We start from the raw sequence: 19033 nt of genomic DNA on the forward strand, positions 1-19033 counted from the left end.
TTCCTTCTATTGGGAATCCGCGTTTGCACTGTTGAAATTCTCAACAATACCAACAGAGTTAATGCCCTGTTCATGCAGCAGGTGTAGTGCAGACTCGATTCGTTCCTTCACACTCAGTTCCGCATCAATGACAACCATCGCTGCATCAACAACTGATACCGCTTCTCCACCTAAAAGACGTGACATCTTATGATTGACGCGATGAGCATCCACGATCACTAAATCGAAACTGTTTGAAATTCGTTTTAGAAGTTTAGCAATTCGATCATGGTATTTTTCGACGTCGGAGTATCCCATGGAGTCCGTCAGTGGAAAGAAAGTGATGTTCTCGTCGATCGAGTGGATTGCAACTTCTTCCAGGGGAATATTCGACAGAATGCAGTCTTGCCATCCATGGTCGATTTCCAAGTTCAATTGATTGTAAAGCGATGGGTTCTCGGTATCGCCATCAAACACTGCCACTTTTAAGCCAGCATGAGCCATTACTGCGGCCAAGCACAAGCTTGTAGTTGACTTGCCAACACCACGTTCAGCCGCAGTCAGCGCCACAACTTTCAGGCCTTTGCGATTTGCGTTCTGCAAATGGTTTGAAATCTCTTCAAACGCCTCTTCCTGCATCTCAAGAAGGTCTAATACTGTGTAAGGCCATTGCAAGTTATCAACTTCCCAAGCCGGAGAAAAAGGAATTGTGATCGACTGTGTTGCTTCAGCAACTTTCGCATCGATCTTTGCCTTGTTCTCGTAGACCGACTTCTTCGCTTCTTGGTAAAGCCGACTTTTCTCGGACTTAGGATCATAATCCGAAATTGATTGGACGACAGTGACACTTGCTGCGCTTTGCTCACTCTCGATCGACGGTTCGTCGATGCGGAAAATGCGTTCCTCTTTTCGCCACTGTTCACGTACTGATGGTGAGAAATTAGGTTGGCTCGGAGCGACTGGTTTTGTTTCGGTCCGCTCTACCGCAGGCGCTTGTGCCTTGAGCGGTTGTGTGAGGCGTTCGTTAATTGTCTTTGCCGGGATCGATTCAGCTGAAAGAGATTTCATAGCTCGCTCCGACTGGGTATCGAACGCATTTTGCGGTCGAGCTTGAGCTTGTGAAGCGAGCCTTTCCTTCAACTGGCTTCCACTTACTGGCTGCACGGGGAATGGGTGCGCCGCATGTTCTTGCTGATAGACCGTATCGTTCTTCGTCGATTCGAAGGCCCTTGGCGCGTTTGAATTGATTGACGACGACGCCGCTGCCTTCCGTAGTTCAGCTTTACTTTGCCATACTGACTGCAAATCGGTTGATTCAGGCAGAGTATTCCGTTTTGCTTCGGGCTGAGCCGGATAGGTGTAGACTGCAGGTCGCTTAGTAGATTCTAGATTACCACTTAGTTTCTGGATGTCGCTGGAAAGCTCGGATACAACCGGTGGCTTAGGCTGCGATTTAGGGCTAAGGGCGCTACCACGAAGGGCAGCGGGACTCGTTGGGCTGACACGATTCGTCGTAGCTCGACTCTTGACATTCACTGTCTCGTCAAGCAACTGCTGCCGATGATCTGACTGATATTTCGACAGTGGCTGCCGCTGTTTGGTTGCAACTTCGGGTGTCTGTTTTGCTGGCAACTGCTGTGACGCCGCGAACTCGGCCGCAGCAATACCATTGTCCCTCGAGGCATCGGCTTGGCTGGGAAGTTCGACTTCGTCAATCCGATAGTACTGATCGTCAACGTTGTTTGCGGGACGGATGATTCGGGATTGCTTGTGCGGCAGGTTGACACTTGCTGAACGGTTAACGGAACCTGTCGACACAACGGACTTTGGGCCATCTGTGGCCGGAGATTTTGATCGATTAAGGGAGGCAACTAATGGCACGCGCACGTTCGCATCGGCCTGTGTCTTCGTTGCAACTTCGGCTGCCGCGGGCCGTACGGTTGCGTTCTGCGACGGACGCTCTACTGGCCTCTTAGCATAAGCCTTCAAGAATGCTTGATCTAAATTGCTCATCGGAATTCTTATGAACGCAAAGTTAACTAAACGGCACTGGGAACGTACATGTCCCCAGCTTGCATCTATCGACTAAAACCATAGCCACCAGTTTGACCTGATGGAATATAACCGCCATTGGTACTCGAATCTGCCGAGTAAGGAACGGCCGACGGACTTGAGGCTTCTATTCCCGGGAATACTGGCTGGTATACAGCAGGTTTTTGCGGAGCTGTAGCTGGCTGCATTACGACGTTTTCCATACCCGGCGCAGTAGCAACTGGATACAATGATGGATCTTGATGGGCACTTGTTTGTGACTGAAATTGAGGGAATGCAGGTGCATACGGCGCCTGCGGAGTCTTAGGCATTTGCTGCGGCACGTTGGCTTGTTGTGATGGCGGAGCGTACTGGGAGCCTAGTGCTTGGTTTTGCGGAGCGACGTAAGTACCCATGTCCGGCTGTGGATAAAGGTTGGCTTGTGGCTGCATTGGAGCGACCAGCGGTTGCTGAGGTGCAGAGTTGCTGCTCCATTGATTTGCAGTAGTCGGAGTTGCTCCGTTGCCTGAAGTGCTCACCGGAACATACGGCCGCGAAGCGCGAAGAGCATCCGCAGTCTGCTGCTGCTCAAAATTCTTAAGGATCGAGTAAAGCTCCGTTGGGTTCATATCCGGATTTGCAGTCTCGCGAATCGCGTTTGAACCTGATTCCGAATTGCCAGCAGTACTCGAGCCGGCTGTTTTGTACAGGTTTATTGGAGCTTGCCCCTGCGCAACTGTTTGCATTGAGGCAGTGTCAGCCTGAACGTGCTGGTTAACAATTGTATGGGTCTGAGTATACGTGGCAGCGCCGGACGTAATCAAGTTCGTATCAGGTCCAGCCTTGTTTACCAAAGTATCTTGAGAAGGTTCTTCCGGCTTCAACAAAGTTGGCCCTTCGATTTCCATCGTCGTCTGAACGGGCGTCGAAGTAGTGGAAGCAAAGCTTGAATCGTCAAACGAGATTTCACTCTCCTCGGCCACCGATTGTGCCTCCAAGCCAGCATTCGGTTCTTCAACTTCCGGAGAAATCTCAAAGGTTCGGCTATATTCTGACTCCGACGTTTTTAGAATATTCGTATTCGAGATTGCTTGATTCGCAGGCTTCGTGACGTCGGCAGAAACCACTTGGGCAGCAACTGTGTTAGGTTCGGCCAGCACTTCTTGTTGTGGCGATATTTCCTCTTCAACAGTCGATACACTAGCCAAATCGACATTGTCCGCTGCTTCGTTCTGCGGCGAGGATGGCGATGCAAGTTCAGTGTTGAGGGCAACTTGACTGGAGCTTTCGCTCGGCACAGGTTGCTGGTTATGGTAAAGCAACCCAATTGTCACAAAAAGCAAAACCAAGACAGTCATACGGTACGCATTCCGCCGCATCCAGCTTGGTCCGGCAATGTCTGACTCAGTAACTCCAACTGGTACATCGCTGAGCGGCGTTGACGGCAACGACACCTTCTCCTCCGCAACAGGCGCAACAGGCGACGAGGCAACGATCTTTTCGACTGTTTTTTGCTGAACGTTCTTCAAACGGAACAGGACTGGCACGCGCTTGCCGTTTGGCAAACTGAATGCGTTCGGCGCACTCTTGGGTCGGTGAAACGTTTTACTTGGATTTTGTTCAGCCATAATGCTGAGTCCTATCTGAAAAGGCGGCCACGCGTGTCGACGGCGCTGCACCTACTCGAAAATCTGAGCGCATTAACTCGCGCTACTTCCCGTCGTCTCCAGCAACATCGGTCGTTGACTATGCCGAACTTGAGACTTATTCCTGTCGCGCAAACTTTTCCGATTGCGCTGTACCGGGCAAATTAGAAAAGTGCTAGCGGCCACGGCTAGACCAGTTTCCCCGTCGCGCGCCAAACCGTAGGCAGCAAAAAAGAAAGCTAGCTCTTTGTCGGAGCTAGCTTTTAAGATCAAAACGGTTGCAAATGCAGAGTTAACTTAAGCCATCATTACGGGCGACTTACCACGGCGTCGTTCATTCTCCCGCAAGAAAATCTTTCGCAGCCGGATCGAATTAGGTGTGACTTCCACAAGTTCGTCATCTTCAATGTATTCCAGAGCGGCTTCCAGGAACAATTGACGAGGCGGCTTGAGAATGATGTTTTCGTCGCTGCCAGCGGCCCGAACGTTGGTTAGCTTCTTCTCCTTCGTCGGATTCACAACCAAGTCATTGTCGCGAGCGTTCTCTCCAACAATCATTCCTTCGTAGACTTCTTCACCCGGCCCAACAAACAGTTCTGCTCGTTCTTGAAGTGCAAACAAAGAATACGGCACTGCCTTACCTGGCACCATTGACACGATTACACCGTTGGAACGTCCCGGCAGATCGGCGTCCATTGGGCGATATTCGGCAAAGCGATGATTGATGATCGCTGTTCCCTGAGTCGCATTCAAGAGTCGCGTTCGCAACCCGATCAAACCGCGAGCGGGGATCATGAAACGCAGCAATGTATACTCGCCACGAGGAGACATTTCGTCTAGCAGCCCACGGCGATTGCCAACCAGCTCCATGACCGGTCCCATCCTATCAGTCGGAACTTCGATACTCAACGTCTCGAATGGCTCACACTTGACGCCATCGATTTCTTTGAGAACGACTTGCGGCTTGCCAACCGACAGCTCGTATCCTTCGCGACGCATGGTCTCGATCAAAACCGACAGGTGCAAAACACCGCGGCCTGCAACGGCGAACGCTTCGGTGCCTGGAATTGAACGCACACGCAAAGCTACGTTCTTTTCAAGTTCTTTTTCTAGACGAAGCTTCAATTGCCGCGTCGTAACGTATTTGCCTTCACGGCCAGCCAGAGGCGATGAGTTGATCATAAAGACCATCTCTAGAGTCGGTTCGTCAACCTGCAAGCGTGGCAGCGGATTGTGCACGCCGCGCTCGCAAATCGTGTCCCCAATCTCGACTTGCTCCAGCCCAATAATTGCTGCAATATCACCAGCAACAGCTTCTTGTACGTCAACGCGCCCGAGCTTTTCAAACAGTTGGAGCGAAGCGATTTGAGCTGGCACTACTTTGTCGGCTTTAACGATATCGATCTGCTGATTTCGTTTAAGACGGCCCGAAGTCACGCGACCGATCGCAATACGCCCTACAAATTCCGACCAATTCAAATTGGTTACCAACAATTGAAGCGACTCGTCCGGTTCGACGTCTGGCCCTGGGATCTTGTCGACCATCCAGTCCAACAGCGGATACATGTTCTCGCCCCGCTGTTTCCAATCGAGCGTCGCGTACCCGTCACGCCCTGATGTAAAAATTACGTCGAAATGGTCCATGTAGTGCTCGCCGCCTAGCTCTACGAGCAGCATCAGGGCTTCCTCGACAACTTCGTCACAACGAGCATCGGGTCGGTCGATCTTGTTGATGACCACGATCGGCTTGACGCCCACTTCCAACGCTTTGCTAAGTACGAATCGCGTTTGAGGCATTGGGCCTTCCGCAGCGTCCATCAACACGAGCGCACCGTCCGCCATGCGCACAACGCGTTCGACTTCACCACCAAAATCCGCGTGGCCTGGAGTATCGATCAGGTTGATACGAACTCCGCGATAGTTCATGGCAATGTTCTTCGAGAGAATCGTGATACCACGCTCGCGCTCGAGATCGTTACTGTCCAGCAAGCATTCCTGCTCGAGCTCAGATTCGCGGTATTGTCCGCTGTGCTTGAGCAACGTATCGACCATTGTGGTTTTGCCATGGTCAACGTGAGCAATAATGACGATATTGCGAATATCTTCGCGACGCATAATGTTATTCTAAGGATTCGACGGGTGGATCAAACCAGGAAAAAACGGGTCGCCTGGTAGTAAAAAGAACGGAAGCAATGTGGCTGCCGCCGCCAGATAATTTGTGCAGGACGACGAGAGGCGAAACGACCGAATGGCACCTTGACGTGGTGTTTCTGTGCGACAACGCTGATTCTTTAAGCCGCAGTTTAAATTGAGAATCGGGTTTGCTGTAGTGCAAAAGCATCGCAAATCGCCGCAATTCTCGCAGAAGCAGCGGTCTGTGTAGGCTTAAACAGCATTCGCGCCAGCATGATTCTCAGTTTGCCTTGTGAAGGCTCGCAGCTCTTTCTGCAACAGGAATCGAATCGGGGCCACTTCATACCGATCCACAAACGCATCGGAAAGCAGCCAGGGCCGCCACTAAAAACCCCGAACGTTAAAATCCGCCGCACAACTACCCATAGAGGATGTCTTCATGCAATCATCACCACGGTGTCGATCTGCCTGTGTCACGATTGTCGATTACTAAAAGGTGCAACATGGTCGGCACGGCTTATAGTATCCTTCAGCGTGCAACATAGAGGGAGGAAATTCCATCGCCGCGAAGTCTGACTTCGTGCAACCCGCTCCGCAGCTCCGCGTTTCTCTTTCAATCGCGACGATACATCGCAAACGGGCTTGAACGTGAGAATCAGGCGATCGACCGGCAAAGGGCCATGCTATTGCAGATCGAATGCATCGATACTTCGATCGTGCCTTGCAGATAAAGTCGCGCCGATTTCGTAGCATTTGCTTCCCAAACGACGTGCTCGAACAGCTTTTAATTGAACCCAGAAAGTCGGCAACAGCAATCGGACGTGTTCCTCTGGATAGATCTCGAACGCGGACAAGAACCCACATCCAACTCTGGAGAAATCGGAAGTGAAGACAATCTGTGCGTCGGCATTGCGTGGAATTGCAGGCAACGCACGCTCGAAGTAAAAGATCGCCTTGGTGCGAGCACGCAGTCGCTGATACATTCGCTCTTCATCTTGAATTGGAGAAGCCTCTCCGTTTTCAGCAAAGAAATGCGTCAATGATATGGGTAACTCAATGCCACACTCCAGCGATGAAACTACGGTTTCAAATTGGTTCGAATAATATTGGTCCAACATGCAACGATCTCCGCATCGAACGCTTGATCTATATCTTTGTGTAAAATCCCTAAAGCCGTGGCTGTGGACATCGCATTTCTGTACGGCCGATGGCTTGTCAGAGCTTCATAGACATCAACTACCGAACAAAGTTTTGCCCATGGATGAATCTCAGATCCAACCGCCCCCACTGGATACCCTTTGCCGTCCGTTCGCTCATGATGCTGATAAACCATCATCAATTGAGCATGGCTTAAATCATCTCGCTCACATAGTCGAGCAAAACCAATGATCGGGTGTCGGCGGATTATCCGAAACTCTCGATCATCAAGCTTTCCGGGTTTTGAGAGGATTCTTTCATCAATGCCCAGCTTGCCGAGGTCGTGCAATAAGCCTCCCATTACAATCTTCTCGACATCATCTCTCGCGTAACCAAGTTCCGTCGCTAAGATCCCAGCGTAGAAAGCGACGTTTGCAGAATGGGTAAAGGTGCCGTAGTCGTGATGTAAAACACTTAACAAGCTGAAGGCCGTGAATTCTCGATCACAAATCAACCGCGACGCCAGATGGCCAAGCACTTCTGCGGAACTAACGATCTTCTCTACGTTATCGGAAGCAAACGTACTCTCAAGTACATCTCGCACAATCTCGGCGAGCGCCCCACTTCGAACTTCACTAGAGACATCGTTATCTGCCCCCAACGCAACCTCTCTGAGATATCGCTGGTAAACGGCCCTTTCTTCCTTTGCAATATAGAGCTTCTTGATTCCTCGTTCTTTCAGACGATTTAGGTCGTCCTGCTTGATTGGATACTCTGCGTCTCGGTACAGAACAAATTCATCGGAATGCGTATCACGCTGGTAGAGCGACAAGCCCGTCACGGCCTGAGGATGAAGCGTGGCCACACTTATCGATAGAAATTCAGAATTTACCGTAGACTGCATAAGAGGGAAGTTACACTGTCCGAGGCGATTGACACAACAACTGGTTTGTCTTATCGTCGAATCAGCTCACGAGCGGTATGCCGCACTTCCAAACTTCTGGCTTTTTTCTATCCAAGCCTGCGTTATTGGAAGCAGCCTCAAAAACCTCCTAACTTCACCCACCGAACGACTTCAAAAAAAGTTAAAGTCCGCAGGCCTCCTGAACACAAAAACAGGTGCTGGCTTCGGCTGCGGTGTTACAAGATGACACCTGGGAAAAGATTAACGCCCGACAAGCTAGCGGAACTCGAGAAAAACACGCGACCATCTACGAAAAAAACCAAGTCCCAATTTACATCAAGACTTGGTTTTACGAACTAATTAGCGGCATCGCCTCGACCGGCTTGATCAGCCCAATCGCCGCGAACCACATATCTTCGCGTGCAGGCGATTGAGTTTAGTGATGGAAGTTAATCAATTGGCCTGTTTGGTCCTGCCCCTCAACTGTGACCACAACCATGGCTTTGATCTTGCTTCCCTCTTCCACACTTGCATCGATCGCCGTCACAAGTTCCAGATCCTTTACCGAATAGGATCCATCTTCCTGCTTCTCAAGCACATAGTCTTTTACGGAACCGTCGGCATCAACACTGACCTTGATCGCTTCGACGGTTTTTCCCGCCGCCGTGATTTCGTCCACGTACATCACCACTGCGCCGTCGTCATGATCGTGCGTCCATTCGACTTTCAAGTCGCCAGGCTCTGTGAGGACCATTTCGCCGCCATGCGCACCGTGTTCGTGATGAGCGTGGGCGTCATGATCGTGGTCGTCATGAGCATGATCATCGGTCGTTACATTAGTTCCGGTTCCGGTGCTCTCTGTCGTCTTTGGACTGCAGCCCGTCGTCATTAGGAATGCCGCTAGTGCACTTGCCGCCACCAATTTGCATGCGTTGCTGGACAACGACGAATTAAGAAAAGTCTTCATTTGAATAATGCCCTATTGCCAATGAAATCGATTGGTTGCAAATACGTGAATGCAACAAGTTTAGTTCAATCCTATTCCGCTCAAGGCGAGAATTATACCAGTTTGAACCGGACGTATAAGCTATGCTTGGCTCGCGATTTTTCTTTTCCTAATCCCTCGTTGGCAAACAGGGCAGTAAAAGGTACTTCGCTGAGCCTGCACAACTCTCACGATGGTGCCTTTGCCACAGCTCTGACACGCACTTCCGGCTCGATCATATACGCGGTGAGAATTCTGAAACTGGCCAGACTTGTTGAGCACGTTGCGGTAGGTGCCGTCGGATAGCGTTGAACCTTCATACAGGATTGCCAGCTGAAGGACTTCTCGCATCTTGTCGTAAATCGTTCGCCATTGTTTTTTTGAAAGAAGATCGCATCGCGACGTCGGAATAATTTTAGCCAAGTGCAATATCTCGGACGCGTAAAGGTTGCCGATTCCTGCTACACGATGCTGGTCAAGCATTGCTGGCTTTACTTCGCGACGTGTTCCTTTAAAGCGATCATAGAATTCTTCAAATTCGACCTCGAGAGCATCTGGACCAATTCGTCGTTCGTTAAGCTGCAGGGCAAGCTCCGCCTGAGTCCACAGGTTAATTGTCCCGAGACCGCGTCGATCCCAATAAAGGATCTGTGGTACCGATGAATTCTTTAGTTCAATTACCAACCGCAGGTGCTCTTGGCTGGGAATGTCTTGCAACGCAATCAAACCGGCCATCTTTGGCTGCAGCACTAAAGACAAACCGGCCTCGAAATCAAGCACCACGCGTTTTCCTAACCGGCGAACATCGACAAGAGCTTTTCCACGAAGCGAGCGCTTTATCTGAGACGAAACCGGGTTAATTTGAATTGGACGATATCGTATCTTCGGTTCATAGACATCCGTCACAACTCCGCCAATCGCCGAAAGAATCCCTCGACGCATTGTTTCAACTTCCGGTAGTTCAGGCACCACAAACTCCTTGGCAATCGAGTCGAACCGCAAGTCGACTACGTCTGTTGTTGTTTAGCTCGAATGGTCTGCCGGATCTTGAGGGAAATGCGACGGCTTGGCTCCAGCAGAACCGGCTTGATCGGCGGTCGATATACCACTCGTCCCGTCAGAACTGGCCTGCTTCGCTTGGTTTGCTTGAAAAGCCGCGGCCCTTTCCTTCAACCTTTCGAGCATGTTGGCAAAACCACCTTTTTCCGGCTCAACAGCCGCCGCAGCAGTTCCCTCGGGCGCTAGTACTGGTTCAAGCCGAACGGAATCTTCTTGGTCCATGGTGTTCAATTCACGCTGCAGAATACTCAATAGAGTTTGCAGCAAAGTTACGACGATAGGTCCGACAACGATGCCAATTGGACCTAACGCTTGAACTCCCCCGAGAATACTTAGCAATGCAAAAAGTGGATGTAGCGAACTTTGGCCGTGCAACACCAGTGTCTTGACGACGTTATCGACCGATCCAACCACTAGCACTCCCCAAAGTGCCAGCATCCCCGCCGCCATAAAACGTTCTTCATAAACGGCAAGGTAGATACAGACAGGCACCCACGTTATCGCGGGACCTACAAACGGAATCAGAGCGCATAAGGTGGTTATCAAGACCAAGAATACAAGCGTCGGCATACCTGCAAAATAGTACCCGACTCCAGCCGTCAGCCCCTGCACAATCGCCGATGCGATCAACGCCAAAACAATTGCTCGAACTACCCGATCGAATTCTGTCAGTAGCTCAAGCTCATATCGATCATCCAGCGGACTCAAACGCATCAATGCGCGAATCATCGCCGGCCCATCGTACAAGAAGAAAAACAGCGATACGATCATTACAGCCGTGCCAATTCCCAACCGGAAGAGAAATGCACCAGTTGCTCCAGTTAGCTCCAGCAGCTTTGGACGAGCCGACCTGATAAAGTTGTTCGTGAAGTCGCTGATCTGCTCATCCGAAGGGTTGGCAATTTCACGCAAGAACCCCATCGCCGTACCACCCATCAAGGCAGTACGCAACTCTTGCCAACGCTGCCCCAATTGAACAGCACGGCTTTGAAGCTCAATTAAATCCCCTTCGTTGCCCGGGTCCCCATCGTCCTTATCAGCGCTAGGTGTCACACGGTCTAAGGTTTCAAGCATCTCGTGCATCGACGCCAGCGCGATAGGACTGGCAATTCGTTCGGCACCATCCAGTTCGTTTGGAAGTTCGTAAGGTGCCGCTGCATTTTTGAACTGGGCGTTTTCACTCAATGGAGCTTCCGGATCAAGTGGCAGATCAACTTGTTCAATTTTTCGATCATACGTCAGAACACGATTGATCTCGGCTTCTTTGGCTTGCAACGCATTTTCGATTCGTTCCGTTTGGATCTCACGCGCTGCCGGATCAAGATTAGCGGCATTGAATTTTTCTCGCTCTTCGTTGGCTTTCTGTTTCACGCTCCCCAAATACAAATTGGTCAGCTGTCGAAGATTTTCATTGATGGTTCGCTCATATCCAGCCATTTCGCCCTTGATATCGGCCAGCTCGGCCTGCGTGCGACTGCTGGCTAAAATCTGGACCCCTTCAATTGCTGCATCGATGACTCGAATTTCGTCGATTCCCGGCTGCTGAAGTTTGAAGTGCTCTTGGCCCTTGGTCATCGCCACCCGTACGCTTGGAACGCTAATGCTCTTGAATAGACTGATGCCCTGTATCGTGGCAAAGGTCGCAACGAGCGATGCGGGCAACAGCACAATCGAAGTGATCAGCAACGTTGTCACACCGGCGGCAATGTGATCGCGCTTATTCACCAGTAGATGTACCTTACGATGCAGCGGTCTAAAGACAACAACAAGTACCGCAGCAAGAAACAAGGGGACAAAAAATCCCACCATGACCTTGTAGAAGAGTATCCCGATGATGACGATACAGGCAATCAGGACAATTAGTGATATCAGTCGGCTCATAAAGTTTGATTAACAAAGACACGACAAAACAAGCAGGCAGAATGCAGGTTATAACCTCTTCCGCCGTAATTTAATATGCATTTATCTCCAACCGAGCCTGCACTTCCGATAACCGCTCGCCCTAAATCGGGCTCGCGATTCCGATCGTGGCTCAACATAGCACTGATCCTTGTGGTAATCGCAGGATTAACACAGACGATTCGCCTTGCAGTCAATGATCTACGCAACTCCGAGCAAAAAATTGACGCGGAAATCTCTGAACTTCTCAGCGCAGCCGACCAAGCGGCATCGCCCGCTGAACAAGCTTCCCTGCGGGATCGCGCTGAACAGCTGCGGTTACGAAAATTTTCACTGGCAAATTTGAACTGGGGTATCGTTCTACTGGCAATCCCCTTGAGCATGCTCGGGATTTTGGGACCAGGGCTTTACTGGTTTTGGGTTCTAAATTCCCTAAGCATCCATGTTCCTTTGCCAACAGTTGCGCGAGCTTATTATGTTGGAAACTTGGGCAAATACGTTCCAGGCAAGGCCATGGTTCTGATCCTTCGTGCAGCCGCTCTCAGACCATTCGGGGCCACCGTTCCGCTCACCTTTGTCAGCGTATTTGTTGAAACATTGACAACAATAGCAATCGGAGCGGCTGTTGGGGTCGTCGCGCTTTCGCAGATCGACGTTCCGCCGTGGCTGCACCTGCTTGCATGGCTATCCGCCATTATCGCAGTAACCCCAACACTTCCGCCAATCTTTGTACCTCTTTTGCAAACCCGCCTAGGTCAAGACAGCGTCGTCCGCGCTAGACTTCGCAGCAGCTACAATTGGAAGTTCATGCTGCGAGGATGGGCATTATCTTTCGTAGGATGGATTATATTAGGAAGTGGTCTTTACTGCGTGGTTGCTAGTATGCCAATCCTCACCCCTACCCCACTCGCTATTTCTCAAGACACCCCAGTGGCATCTCTCAATAACACCGCTGCCGAAGTCATGCCTCTGGCAACGGCGCGCAATTCCGAGAAACAAAATTTGTGGGTCGTCTGCATAGCCGCTTGCTCGCTTTCAGTCGTGGCGGGCTTTGTTAGCCTACTACCGGGTGGCGCAGGAGTTCGAGAACTCGTGCTCACCATCTTGCTAAGCCCTTTGATCGGCACGGCAGCTGCCCTAATCGCCGCAGTGATACATCGTCTTGTCACAATCGTCGGCGAACTTCTTCTCGCAGGGATCGGAATCTTGGTAGCTCGCGTTTATGCCCCTCGCCCCCAATCTGCCAACGTACCCAGCCACGAGCCTCATGTACCACAACACAGCAAATAGCCAATAGCGATGACGTGTGACCTTAGTATTATCATCCCAGTCTTCAATGAACAAGATTCGTTGCAGGAACTTGTGAGTCAAATTCGACAAGCAATGGTCGGCTCGGCGTACGCCGCAGAAATAATTCTGGTCGACGATGGTTCCACTGATCAATCTTGGGACCGGATCGAACGCCTCGCAGCAACTGAGGCCTCTGTAAGTGGGATCCGTTTCCGTCGAAATTTTGGAAAAGCTGCAGCTCTTTCAGCCGGATTCGAGCATGCGTCTGGAGCAATTCTCGTGACCCTCGACGCAGACTTGCAGGACGATCCGCAAGAAATAGCACAACTCTTAAGTAAACTTGAGCAAGGATTTGATTGCGTGAGCGGCTGGAAGCAACGCCGAAACGATCCGTGGCATAAAGTGTTCCCCTCCCGGATCTTCAACTGGATGATCACCAAGCTTACCGGCGTGCGACTACATGACCACAACTGCGGGCTGAAGGCGTACCGACGTGAAATATTCAAGGAAGTTCAGATCTATGGCGAAATGCATCGCTTCGTCCCAGTCCTCGCCGCCTCGCGCGGGTTCCGTGTTTGCGAAGTTCCAGTAAACCATCGCCCTCGGACGACTGGCTATTCGAAGTATGGATTCGAGCGATTCTCGAAAGGTTTTTTAGATCTTCTCACCGTTTATTTTCTAACAGGTTTTCGCTACCGACCCCAACACTTGCTTGGATCTGCAGGCTTGGCAGTCTTCGCGGCTGGATCCATCTCTTTGCTAGGCCTAGTTGTTCTGTGGTGCCTTTCCAGAATGATTGATTCCTATGCCCCGATTCACCTTCACCAGCGTGCAGTCTTCTACTTTGCATTGGTCGGCATGTTGCTGGGCGTTCAACTTATTTCAATCGGCTTCTTGGCTGAATTGATCACCGCGATGGCGAGGCCTCAGAATGCTCCTTACTCAATCGTCGCCAATACTAGAACGATTTCCTTGCACCGCGACTCCTGAAACAAGACTCCATCGACATGCATCCTTCCTCGTCGCCCGCGAACCAAGACGCAATGGACCGACTCTTCCAATCGGCTTCGCACCTGCTGATTCTCACGATCATTGCAATTAGCATTGCAAGAATCGTATCAGTAACCGCATCCAACGGCGAAACGCCATTCTTGAGTGCGAATGATCGTAGTCGCTGGTCCGCAGTCGCTGCGCTGCTGGAAGACCAAACGTTCGCCATCGACCGCTTACTGGAGAAGCGTGATTCAAAAGGTCGGTCACGAACGTGGTACTCGATCGACATGGTTCGCCACGCCGACGACCAAGGTGTGGAACGGTTTTACTCTAGCAAACCACCGTTGCTCAGCGTCATCTATGCTGGAATCACTTGGCCAGTGACGATGATTTTTCAAAGCCGGCTTAGCGATTACCCTTTGTTAATCGGCCGATGCGTACTTGCCATCACAAACCTCCTTCCCATGATTTGGTTATGGCACTGGTGGCGCCGTACAGTCTTACGTGACATAACGGATGCTTGGCCGCGAACGATTCTTTTGCTATCCGGTTTATTTGGAACATTCCTCACGACGTTCTTAGTTACGCTCAACAACCATCTGCATGCCGCGATCTTCTTTGCTGCAACGATTATTTTGATTCGGCAGATCCTTTCTTTGCCACTGGGCACTGCAAAGGCCACTGGAAAAATCCTACTCACGGGTATTTTCGCTGGACTTACGGTAATGTGCGAGCTTCCCTCGCTTGCGTGGGCGGCTACTATCCCTCTCATACTTTTCCAGCGAGACCATTTCCTCAAGACTTGGTCCATTTATCTAGCAGGCCTCGTACCAGTTCTGCTCGCTATCGTTGGAATGAACTGGTATGCCCATGGAGATTGGCGTCCACCCTATTACCATCGTGAAGCCCTTGGCAAACTGTTGGCTAGCGTGAACAACGAACAACTAGCAACGGAACTCAAGTCGACCGGAGTACAATCGATTACTCCCGATCAAGCAGCTAGACTTGTGGCGACTTTTGACCAAGAACTAGTAAAGCAAGAATTGAATGCGACTTCCTTCGTAGCAGTTGAACCGGCACGACGCGAATCGACAGTGCGGTTGATTGCGTTAGATGCAGCAGATCAAAGCATGCAACGACGGTTCGCCGTTGTCATCACTGATGGCCGATTCGATATCCACGCCTGGAACGATTGGTATGACTACCCAAGCTCCTATTGGTTGGCAGAAAACAAGCGTGGTGTAGATTTAGGCGAAGCTTCTGTCGCAGTATATGCTTGGAACTCGCTGCTCGGACACCACGGCATATTCTCCCTCACACCAATTTTTCTTTTGGTCATTCCAGGTGTTTGGCTATCGCTTCGCCACGATGACGCAGTCACACGCCGAATTGTCGCCGGAATCGCAGTCGTAAGTATTGTCTGTATTGTCTTCTATCTTGCACGAGATCAACTGGACAGGAATTATGGCGGAGTCTGCAGTGGTTTTCGCTGGCAGTTCTGGCTAATTCCTGGCTGGCTTTACATTGCTTGTCGAGCTTTTCAAACCACAAACGCAACTACAAAATGGTGGCAAAGCGTTTGGGCCAAGCGATTGGTAGAAGTCTGCTTGGTGATCAGCATATTTTCCGCTTGGTTTGCTTCGGCCAATCCATGGCAACATCCATGGTTGTACCAACTCTACCTTCGGCTACTAGGACTTTAAACCAGCTCATCGACAGGCAGAGCTCTAGCCCTCAAGGCCCTAAGAAATTCCCGTCATCGTCATATCGAACCATCGCGAAATACAAGAATACGCTGACCAGGACCGGTATCATAATTACGAAGATCTTGTTTACAAACACGATCAACAAGGTTGCCACAAACGCAAAGGTTAACCATAACCACCAAGTGTCACGAAGTAATTGTCGGTATCGATTCATTTGATAACTACAAACCCTGAATCAGTCGCAAGCAAATCTCTTGGACAATACGTGGATCTGCGTTGGAGTTGCGTTTTCGTGCTTGACCAACCAATGCGCCCAGCGCTTTCACGTTTCCGTCGCGAACCTTCGCAACTACATCAGGATTCGCTTGTAACAACTCCTGGCAAATGGTCTCTAATTCATCCCCCGACACACGTTCTATCCCCAGTGCCTTTACACCATCGGCGACGGAATCGTTGGGGTTTTTCAGCAGATGCTGAAAGACCTCGCGTCCCTTGGTAGTATCCAAATCGCCATTCTCAATCGCTATCAACAATTCGGCTAAACGAGCTGCCGAAATCGGGAAGCGATCAATACTTGCTTGGCTATCGTTCAAAGTTCGCAAGACATCCTGCAACATCCACGACGTCGCGCGCTTGGGGGAAGCCCCATGTTCGATTGCCGACTCGAAAAACTCGATGACTCCCCTGCCCTGCTGACAGATAGTGAAGGCATCTTCACGACGCATTTGGTATTGCGATTCGTAGCGTCGCCGTCGTTGTTGTGGTAATTCTCCCAGACTACAGCGAGCTTCATCGATCTGGCCAGCTTGGATTGTGACTGGAATTAAGTCAGGATCCGGAAAGTAGCGATAGTCCGCAGAGTCTTCTTTTTCACGTTGCAGGGTCGTCTCGCCAGCATTGTCGTCCCATCCCCGAGTCTGCTTCGGCGATTGTCCGATGGTTAGACCGGTTTCGCACCACAGTCGGAATTGCCGCTCAGCTTCGTAAACAATAGCACGCTCGACCGATCGAAAGCTGTTAAGGTTCTTTACTTCGACAATTGGCGTGGCAACTTTTTCGCCGTCGCGTGTAATGTGCAAGTTGACGTTGGCGTCAGCCCGTAGCGAGCCTTCTTGCATGTTACAATCAGAAACGCCCAAGTACTCCAGCATCATCTTTAGTTCAGTGAGATAGGCTCTCGCTTCTTCCGTCGACCGAATGTCGGGCTCAGATACGATTTCAAGTAAAGGCGTACCTGTGCGATTAAGATCGATTCGGCTATCAGCTGTTCGAGCCCTCTCATCGTGCAAGCTTTTACCAGCATCTTCTTCCAGATGAGCTCGCACGAGCCGGATTTGCTTGAGGCCGTCTGCCGTTTCGATTTCAATATGCCCTGCCCCGCAAATCGGCAAATCAAACTGGCTGATCTGGTAGCCTTTGGGCAAGTCTGGATAAAAGTAGTTCTTCCGATCCCACTTGGTAAATTGCGCGATTTCACAATTCATTGCGACGCCGGCTGTAATAGCCAGATCAATCGCTTTCGCATTGATGACAGGCAAAGATCCGGGTTGCCCTAAACAAACCGCGCACACTTGAGTATTCGGTGGGCTACCAAACTTTGTACTGCATCGACAAAACAGTTTTGTATCTGTTTTTAGTTGCACGTGGACTTCAAGTCCTACAATAATTTCATAAGTCACATCAGACATTTGCGTCACTTGCTCTCAAAATCCCGCGCACTACAGTGTTGGCCAAACTGGTTGGTAGTCGACCCACGTCTGGTACCAATTTCCGCATTGGAGCAGTCGAGCTTCTTCCAATACAGGTGCCTGCAATTGGATAGCAGTTGGCAGACCGCTTGCAGAAAAGCCGCTCGGGATCGACACGGCTGGGACACCCGCAAGGTTTGCACCGACGGTGAAGAGATCTTCCAAATACATTGCGATTGGGTCACTCGACTTGTCGCCAATCTTGAAAGCCTCCGATGGAGTCGTTGGTCCTAAAAGTACGTCGACCTTCTTAAATGCCTCGTCGTACTCATTGCGAATCAATCTTCGCAGCTTCAATGCCTTTAAATAATATGCGTCGTAGTAACCGGCACTTAGTGCGTAGGTCCCTAACATAATACGCCGCTTGACCTCTGCTCCAAAACCATGACTGCGAGAATCGCAAATCATGTCGATTAGTGCGTCGCCATCCGAGGACTTGCCACGCGCCGCAGGATGCCGATAACCATAGTGGACGCCTGAGTAACGGGACAAATTGCTGCTCGCCTCACTGCACGCGATAATATAGTAAGTCGGAATTCCGTACTTGGCATGAGGCAAGTCGACTTCCACGATCTCGGCCCCGTTGCTTTTGAAGACGTCCAAAGCCTTCTGTAAGTTCGCTCGCGTGTCTGGCGCAACGCCATCGCTCTCCATGAACTCCGGTACAATCCCTACACGCAGCTTTTCTATCGGCTTTTTAACCTGCGATAGATAGTCCGTCGAATCTTGTGGAATACTCGTGGAATCTCGGGGATCATGACCCGCGATCACCTGCAAAAGTGCCGCCAAGTCCGAACAATCATTCGCGAATGGGCCAATTTGATCCAAGCTGGATGCGAACGCCACCAAACCGTAGCGGCTGACGCGACCGTAAGTCGGCTTCAAGCCACAAACGCCGCACAGCGACGCGGGCTGGCGAATCGAGCCTCCCGTATCTGAACCCAGTGATAGCGGCGATTGTTGAGCTGCTATGCACGCAGCCGCCCCGCCGCTGCTGCCACCCGGAGCTCGTTCGAGATCCCATGGATTCTTGGTCGTCGCGAAGGCACTGTTTTCAGTCGAGCTGCCCATCGCGAACTCGTCCATGTTCGTTTTGCCGACAATCACCATGCCTGCTGCTTCAATGCGTTCGACCACCGCAGCCGAATAGGGAGCCGTATAGCTTTCAAGGATTTTTGAAGCGCAACTCGTCGTGCCGACCACGGTGCACAGGTTGTCTTTAATGGCGATCGGAACTCCCGCCAGTACGGAATGGGAGTTTCCGGCCGCGATGGCTTTATCTGCAGCCTCGGCCTGTTGCAGCGAACGATCCGCGTCTACTCCTAGGAAAGCTTGCACTTCGCCATCGGTGCTGTGAATTCGATCCAAAAATGCTGTCGTAACTTCGCGACTTGAGACCGTTTTTTCGCGGATCAGCCGCGCCAGTTCGAGTGCGGATAAATTGATTATTTGCATGCTTCGTCGACCAACGACGCCACTTGAGTGCTGAATTCAAACTTCTATGGCACGTAGGATAAGCGAAT

General features: G+C 50.8%; 14 protein-coding genes. 3 read left to right on the forward strand and 11 right to left on the reverse strand.

Annotation, left to right across the window (positions count from 1 at the left end):
• Positions 1 to 6: 6 nt before the first annotated feature.
• The 8 genes from SH451x_RS22640 to SH451x_RS22675 all read right to left on the reverse strand — a co-directional run bounded on the left by SH451x_RS22640 (position 7) and on the right by SH451x_RS22675 (position 11755).
• Positions 7 to 1992 (reverse strand): tyrosine-protein kinase family protein, encoded by a 1986-nt coding sequence (locus SH451x_RS22640; RefSeq protein ID WP_479359475.1) that lies wholly within the window; start codon positions 1990 to 1992, stop codon positions 7 to 9.
• A gap of 65 nt (positions 1993 to 2057) precedes the next feature.
• The gene (locus SH451x_RS22645) at positions 2058 to 3638 is read right to left on the reverse strand and encodes a hypothetical protein (protein WP_479359476.1); all 1581 of its coding nucleotides are present in this window, start codon (positions 3636 to 3638) and stop codon (positions 2058 to 2060) included.
• Between the two features lie 315 nt (positions 3639 to 3953).
• Positions 3954 to 5771, reverse strand: a complete 1818-nt coding sequence (gene typA, locus SH451x_RS22650; protein WP_479359477.1) for a translational GTPase TypA — start codon at positions 5769 to 5771, stop codon at positions 3954 to 3956.
• A 701-nt stretch (positions 5772 to 6472) separates the two neighbouring features.
• Positions 6473 to 6907 (reverse strand): hypothetical protein, encoded by a 435-nt coding sequence (locus tag SH451x_RS22655; RefSeq protein WP_479359479.1) that lies wholly within the window; start codon positions 6905 to 6907, stop codon positions 6473 to 6475.
• Positions 6868 to 7830 carry an HD-GYP domain-containing protein gene (locus tag SH451x_RS22660; protein ID WP_479359480.1) on the reverse strand — a complete coding sequence of 321 codons (963 nt, stop codon included), beginning with the start codon at positions 7828 to 7830 and terminating at the stop codon, positions 6868 to 6870. Before SH451x_RS22660 ends, SH451x_RS22655 begins: the two co-directional genes overlap by 40 nt.
• 436 nt (positions 7831 to 8266) lie before the next feature.
• On the reverse strand, positions 8267 to 8797 hold the full coding sequence (locus SH451x_RS22665) for a hypothetical protein (protein ID WP_479359481.1): 531 nt from the start codon (positions 8795 to 8797) through the stop codon (positions 8267 to 8269).
• Between the two features lie 120 nt (positions 8798 to 8917).
• Positions 8918 to 9784, reverse strand: a complete 867-nt coding sequence (gene mutM, locus SH451x_RS22670; RefSeq protein ID WP_479359482.1) for a bifunctional DNA-formamidopyrimidine glycosylase/DNA-(apurinic or apyrimidinic site) lyase — start codon at positions 9782 to 9784, stop codon at positions 8918 to 8920.
• A 54-nt stretch (positions 9785 to 9838) separates the two neighbouring features.
• Positions 9839 to 11755, reverse strand: coding sequence for an AI-2E family transporter (locus SH451x_RS22675; protein ID WP_479359483.1), 1917 nt, complete (start codon positions 11753 to 11755; stop codon positions 9839 to 9841).
• A 75-nt stretch (positions 11756 to 11830) separates the two neighbouring features.
• Here SH451x_RS22675 and SH451x_RS22680 point away from each other — a divergent pair, with 75 nt between their 5' ends.
• From SH451x_RS22680 to SH451x_RS22690, 3 genes are read left to right on the forward strand one after another with little or no spacing between them, the layout of a single operon-like run.
• Positions 11831 to 13063, forward strand: a complete 1233-nt coding sequence (locus SH451x_RS22680) for a lysylphosphatidylglycerol synthase transmembrane domain-containing protein (protein ID WP_479359484.1) — start codon at positions 11831 to 11833, stop codon at positions 13061 to 13063.
• Between the two features lie 9 nt (positions 13064 to 13072).
• The gene (locus SH451x_RS22685) at positions 13073 to 14053 is read left to right on the forward strand and encodes a glycosyltransferase family 2 protein (RefSeq protein WP_479359485.1); all 981 of its coding nucleotides are present in this window, start codon (positions 13073 to 13075) and stop codon (positions 14051 to 14053) included.
• Between the two features lie 17 nt (positions 14054 to 14070).
• Positions 14071 to 15759: a hypothetical protein gene (locus SH451x_RS22690; protein ID WP_479359486.1), complete on the forward strand. Its 1689-nt coding sequence runs from the start codon at positions 14071 to 14073 to the stop codon at positions 15757 to 15759.
• 31 nt (positions 15760 to 15790) lie between these two features.
• On the opposite strand, the gene SH451x_RS22695 is transcribed toward SH451x_RS22690, so the two are convergent.
• Genes SH451x_RS22695 through gatA form a run of 3 tightly spaced genes read right to left on the reverse strand, consistent with a single transcriptional unit; the run spans position 15791 to position 18965 of the window.
• Complete coding sequence (locus SH451x_RS22695; RefSeq protein WP_479359487.1) at positions 15791 to 15976, reverse strand: hypothetical protein; 186 nt, start codon at positions 15974 to 15976, stop codon at positions 15791 to 15793.
• Positions 15977 to 15983: 7 nt separating this feature from the next.
• On the reverse strand, positions 15984 to 17450 hold the full coding sequence (gene gatB / locus SH451x_RS22700) for an Asp-tRNA(Asn)/Glu-tRNA(Gln) amidotransferase subunit GatB (protein ID WP_479359488.1): 1467 nt from the start codon (positions 17448 to 17450) through the stop codon (positions 15984 to 15986).
• Between the two features lie 30 nt (positions 17451 to 17480).
• On the reverse strand, positions 17481 to 18965 hold the full coding sequence (gene gatA, locus SH451x_RS22705) for an Asp-tRNA(Asn)/Glu-tRNA(Gln) amidotransferase subunit GatA (RefSeq protein ID WP_479359489.1): 1485 nt from the start codon (positions 18963 to 18965) through the stop codon (positions 17481 to 17483).
• Positions 18966 to 19033 lie beyond the last annotated feature (68 nt).

The organism is Njordella aestuarii (assembly GCF_056494165.1).

Coding starts and splice junctions, on each gene's coding strand:
- SH451x_RS22680 (WP_479359484.1), top strand. CDS start 11,831: ATGCATTTATCTCCAACCGAGCCTGCACTTCCGATAACCGCTCGCCCT.
- SH451x_RS22695 (WP_479359487.1), bottom strand. CDS start 15,976: ATGAATCGATACCGACAATTACTTCGTGACACTTGGTGGTTATGGTTA.
- SH451x_RS22660 (WP_479359480.1), bottom strand. CDS start 7,830: ATGCAGTCTACGGTAAATTCTGAATTTCTATCGATAAGTGTGGCCACG.
- SH451x_RS22690 (WP_479359486.1), top strand. CDS start 14,071: ATGCATCCTTCCTCGTCGCCCGCGAACCAAGACGCAATGGACCGACTC.
- SH451x_RS22675 (WP_479359483.1), bottom strand. CDS start 11,755: ATGAGCCGACTGATATCACTAATTGTCCTGATTGCCTGTATCGTCATC.
- SH451x_RS22685 (WP_479359485.1), top strand. CDS start 13,073: ATGACGTGTGACCTTAGTATTATCATCCCAGTCTTCAATGAACAAGAT.
- SH451x_RS22645 (WP_479359476.1), bottom strand. CDS start 3,638: ATGGCTGAACAAAATCCAAGTAAAACGTTTCACCGACCCAAGAGTGCG.
- SH451x_RS22655 (WP_479359479.1), bottom strand. CDS start 6,907: ATGTTGGACCAATATTATTCGAACCAATTTGAAACCGTAGTTTCATCG.
- gatB (WP_479359488.1), bottom strand. CDS start 17,450: ATGTCTGATGTGACTTATGAAATTATTGTAGGACTTGAAGTCCACGTG.
- gatA (WP_479359489.1), bottom strand. CDS start 18,965: ATGCAAATAATCAATTTATCCGCACTCGAACTGGCGCGGCTGATCCGC.
- SH451x_RS22665 (WP_479359481.1), bottom strand. CDS start 8,797: ATGAAGACTTTTCTTAATTCGTCGTTGTCCAGCAACGCATGCAAATTG.
- SH451x_RS22640 (WP_479359475.1), bottom strand. CDS start 1,992: ATGAGCAATTTAGATCAAGCATTCTTGAAGGCTTATGCTAAGAGGCCA.
- typA (WP_479359477.1), bottom strand. CDS start 5,771: ATGCGTCGCGAAGATATTCGCAATATCGTCATTATTGCTCACGTTGAC.